Here is a 3,568-nt window from a genome sequence, read left to right as displayed (position 1 = left end):
GGGGGGGGGGGGGGGGGGGTGTACGGGGGGTGGGTGGACGACGCACGGGGGGGGTGCGCGATCCTCGGGGAGGCCCTGCATGGGTGAGGCCGGGGGGCTGCTGGCGGCGTGGAGCGAGAGGTCGGGCGGAGAGGCCGAGGCATGGGCTCGGGCACGTCCGGGCCCGTCACTCGAATCCGTCGCCGCGCGCATCTCCCGGGTCCCGCAGGAGTTCCTCGACGGGCGCGTGTCGCTGCGCGCGCTCGCCGGGGACATCCTCGGCGGGCAGATCGTCGCGCAGCGCTTCGAAGACGATCCGCGCGTGCGCCAGGGCGCGGCGATGGGCCTGTGGCTGGTCGCCGCCGAGGGACTGATCGAGCCACTGGACCCTGCGCTCTCGACCGGGTGGACGGCGCTCGCGGTCGACGCGCTGGCACTGCGCGTGGCGCCGATCGCCCCGCCATCGGAGTGGACCTCCGACGATGAGCGGCGTACCGAGGCCGCCCGCACCTTCCTGCTCTGGTGCGGTCTCCTTCCGGCCGGAGAGGATGCCGAGACGGCAGCCTCCCTGCTCGCCGCGTGCGACTCGCTCGCCCGCGACCGCGCGCTCGCCGAGGCCTACGAAGGTCATCGACACCGCGCCGACATCGCCCGCAAGCTCGAAGAGGCCCGCCGCAAGGAAGCGGCGGCGCGGTACTCCAGTGAGTGACCCCGACCTCCGCGGGGCGCTGACCCTCGCCGAGTACGCGCCGGGAGAGGCCGCTGTGCTCTCCGATGCGGAGCGCTGGCCGACTCTCGACGCAGCCGGTGCGGCGAGGCTGAGGCGGTGGCGCACGCACTCGGATGCCCCGCACTGGACCCACGCGACCGGCGACCGGCTCACGGCCGCGCAGGCGGGGCGTGTGCGGCATCCCCTCTCGACCGACGACTGGCTCGCGGAGCACCTGGGTGCCGTTCGGCGCACGCTGCGCTACCGAGGGATGCCGACGGACGCGGTGCTCGGCGACTATCCGACCATCTCTCGGGGCGACCTGGTCGACGACCTCGCGGCCTTCGTTCCCCTCGACGCGGACCTCTCGAGGATGCTGCACGGCACGAGCTCGGGATCGACGGGAGCTGCGCTGCTGATCCCCGACGACGTCGAGGAGGTGGCACGCGGCTTCCACCTGCTCACGGCGCTCGCCGCGGCGGCGGGTGCGCAGGTGACACCGGACGGCGAGAGACTGGCGGTGGCGAACCTCGTCTTCCAACGTCAGGCGTTCACATACGTCTCAGTGATCTCGAGCTTCGGTCATCGCGCGATGGCGCGGCTCAATCTGCATCCGTCGGCATGGGCCGATGTCGCAGCGCGCGACAGATTCCTCGCCGACGCGGACCCGCAGATCCTCAGCGGTCATCCCACGAGCCTCGCCGAGCTGCTGGACGGCGGCCTCGACTCGGTGCTGCATCCGTCGGTGATCTTCTCGGGTGCGATGGCCCTGTCAGCGCCCCTGCGTGCGCGGCTCGAGGCGGCGTTCGGGTGCCCGGTGATCGATGTGTACGGGCTGCACGAGACGCGGCCGGTCGCGGCGCGCGTCGACGACGGCCCCTTTCGGATCCTCGATCGCCGCGTGCATGTCGAGGTGCTCGACCCGAAGGACGATGTCGCCGTGCCGGAGGGCACCGTCGGCGAGATCGTGGTGACCGCGGGGGAGAACCCACTGCTCCCGCTCGTTCGCTACCGCACGGGTGACTACGGGCGCCTGATGCGCTTCGACGACGGCACGCTCGGCATCGCCGACCTCGAAGGGCGGCAGAACACGCGCTTCCGTGCGGCAGACGGATCCCTCGTGCCCTGCGTCGAGCTGACACAGCAGCTGCAGGCCCACGGCGCCCAGGGATGGTCTGTCGATCAGAGTGCCGACGGCCGGGTGCGCGCGGTCATCGTCGGAGGCGACGACGACGGCATCCGCACCGCGTTGGATGCGCTGCTCTCGTCGCCGATCGACCTGCACCGCGTCGAGCGCCTCGCCGACCTCGGCGAGGGCAAGCCCCGGCGCTATCGCAGCGCCGTCGCGGACTGACAGGGCCGCCCGTTCGCCGTACACTCGCGGCATGAGCGGACTGATCCCGTACCTGCTGTTCCCCGGCAACGCCTCCGAGGCTCTCGAGCACTATCGCTCGGTCTTCGGCGGGCAGCTCCAGCTGCTCGACTACGCCGAAGCCGGTCGCCATGACGGGCCGGGAGACGCGATCGCGCACGGCCAGCTCTCGGGACCGGTCGAACTGGCCGGGGCCGACGCGGGTGCCGATGACGACGCCGTGCAGATGAGCGGCATGTTCCTGTCGCTGCTGGGAACCGCGGATGCGTCCACGCTGGCGAGCTGGTTCGACCAGCTCGCCGCGGAGGGTCGCGTGATCGACGCGCTGCAGAAGAGGCCCTGGGGCGACTACGACGGCACGGTGATCGATCGGTACGGCATCCGCTGGCTCATCGGATTCCACGACGAGGAGTGACGCCCGCGAGCGCAGGCACGACGCAGGTGCGTCAGGCGAACAGGCGCTGAAGCCGCTGCACGCCCTCGAGCAGCTGGTCGTCGCCGAGGGCGTAAGACATGCGGATGTATCCAGAGGGGCCGAAGGCCTCACCCGGAACGACGGCGACCTCGGCGCGCTCGAGGATGAAGTCCGCGAGCTCGAGCGAGGTGGTCGGCGTCACGCCGTCCCACGTGCGGCCGAGCAGGCCCTGCACGTCGGGGTACACGTAGAACGCGCCGAGCGGGTTCGGCACCACGAGGCCGTCGATCTTCGACAGCTCCGACACGATGAGGCGGCGTCGGCGGTCGAAGGCCTCGCGGAACTGCTCGGCCTCGGTCTGGGGGCCGTTCAGGGCTGCGATCGCGGCCTTCTGGGCGACGTTGTTGACGTTGCTCGACAGGTGCGACTGCAGGTTGCCGGCGATCTTGATGGCATCCGCGGGGCCGACCATCCAGCCCACACTCCATCCGGTCATCGCGTAGGTCTTCGCGACGCCGTTGACGAGGATGGTCTGGCCAGCGGGAGCAGGAACGGCCTCGACGATGGAGGTCGCCGTGATGCCCTCGTAGGTGAGGTTCTGGTAGATCTCATCCGAGATCACCCAGATGCCGTGCTCGAGCGCCCATTCGCCGGTGGCCCGGGTCTCTTCAGCGGTGTAGACGGAACCGGTCGGGTTGGAGGGCGAGACGAACACGAGCACGGTCGTGCGGTCGGTGCGAGCGGCCTCGAGCTGCTCGACGGTGACCTTGTAGTCCTGGTCGGCGCCGGCGAAGACCTCGACCGGTGTGCCGTCGGCGAGGCGGATCGCCTCGGGATAGGTGGTCCAGTACGGCGCCGGCAGCAGCACCTCGTCACCCGGGTTCACCACGGCCTGGAAGGCCTGGTACACCGACTGCTTGCCGCCGTTGGTCACGATGACCTGGCTCGGCGAGACCGCAAGACCCGAGTCGCGCAGCGTCTTCGCGGCGATCGCCTCGCGCAGCGCCGGGAGCCCCGGGGCCGGGGTGTACCGGTAGCTCGCGGGGTCGGCCAGCGCCTCGGCGGCCGCATCCACGATGAACTGCGGAGTCGC

The 3,568-nt window shown here is 71.2% G+C and carries 4 protein-coding genes; 3 read left to right on the top strand and 1 reads right to left on the bottom strand.

Features of this window, described 5'->3' with window-relative positions; translation table 11 throughout:
- Nucleotides 1-79 precede the first annotated feature (79 nt).
- From J7E68_RS14940 to J7E68_RS14930, 3 genes are read left to right on the top strand one after another with little or no spacing between them, the layout of a single operon-like run.
- Nucleotides 80-688 (top strand): phosphohydrolase, encoded by a 609-nt coding sequence (locus tag J7E68_RS14940; RefSeq protein ID WP_215173893.1) that lies wholly within the window; start codon nucleotides 80-82, stop codon nucleotides 686-688.
- Nucleotides 681-2,042: an AMP-binding protein gene (locus tag J7E68_RS14935; RefSeq protein WP_215173892.1), complete on the top strand. Its 1,362-nt coding sequence runs from the start codon at nucleotides 681-683 to the stop codon at nucleotides 2,040-2,042. Before J7E68_RS14940 ends, J7E68_RS14935 begins: the two co-directional genes overlap by 8 nt.
- 31 nt (nucleotides 2,043-2,073) lie before the next feature.
- Nucleotides 2,074-2,475 (top strand): glyoxalase/bleomycin resistance/extradiol dioxygenase family protein, encoded by a 402-nt coding sequence (locus J7E68_RS14930; protein ID WP_215173891.1) that lies wholly within the window; start codon nucleotides 2,074-2,076, stop codon nucleotides 2,473-2,475.
- A gap of 31 nt (nucleotides 2,476-2,506) precedes the next feature.
- On the opposite strand, the gene J7E68_RS14925 is transcribed toward J7E68_RS14930, so the two are convergent.
- Nucleotides 2,507-3,568, bottom strand: a 1,062-nt coding sequence (locus J7E68_RS14925; RefSeq protein WP_215173889.1) for a pyridoxal phosphate-dependent aminotransferase, incomplete at its 5' end; no start/stop codon positions are given.

Source organism: Microbacterium sp. ISL-103, assembly GCF_018613995.1.
Lineage (GTDB): Bacteria > Actinomycetota > Actinomycetes > Actinomycetales > Microbacteriaceae > Microbacterium.
Note: the sequence above shows the minus strand (reverse complement) of the source record. Positions and strands in the feature narration are given on the sequence as shown.